Source organism: Vogesella mureinivorans (assembly GCF_007644035.1).
GTDB classification, from domain to species: domain Bacteria; phylum Pseudomonadota; class Gammaproteobacteria; order Burkholderiales; family Chromobacteriaceae; genus Vogesella; species Vogesella mureinivorans.
This window is the reverse complement of the sequence record NZ_VMTV02000084.1, coordinates 1-290: the sequence shown is the minus strand read 5'-3', so window position 1 is coordinate 290 and position 290 is coordinate 1. Positions and strand designations below refer to the sequence as shown.

At 47.9% G+C, this 290-nt stretch carries 1 protein-coding gene; it reads right to left on the bottom strand.

The window, feature by feature from the left end:
• On the bottom strand, window positions 1–290 hold a 290-nt coding region (locus FLQ44_RS02055), incomplete at both ends, for a hypothetical protein (protein ID WP_439144894.1).

Here is a 290-nt window from a genome sequence, read left to right as displayed (position 1 = left end):
TCAATACTGGGAGGATCGTCTGATTCGGTGTAACGAATTCCCAAGCCACCCCCGACATTTAACTCTTTGACGGGCAATCCATTGGTGGCTGCTTTTTTAAACCACTCAACCAAAACCCCTGCGAGATCGTGATGGGGTTGGCGCTCAAAGATTTGGGAACCGATATGGGCGTGCAACCCGATACAATCTAAAGTTGACTGCTGGCTGATAAAAGCAAAGACTTCCTCTAATTGGTTAGGATCGAAGCCAAATTTGCTATCGAGGTGTCCGGTGCGGATGTATTCGTGAGT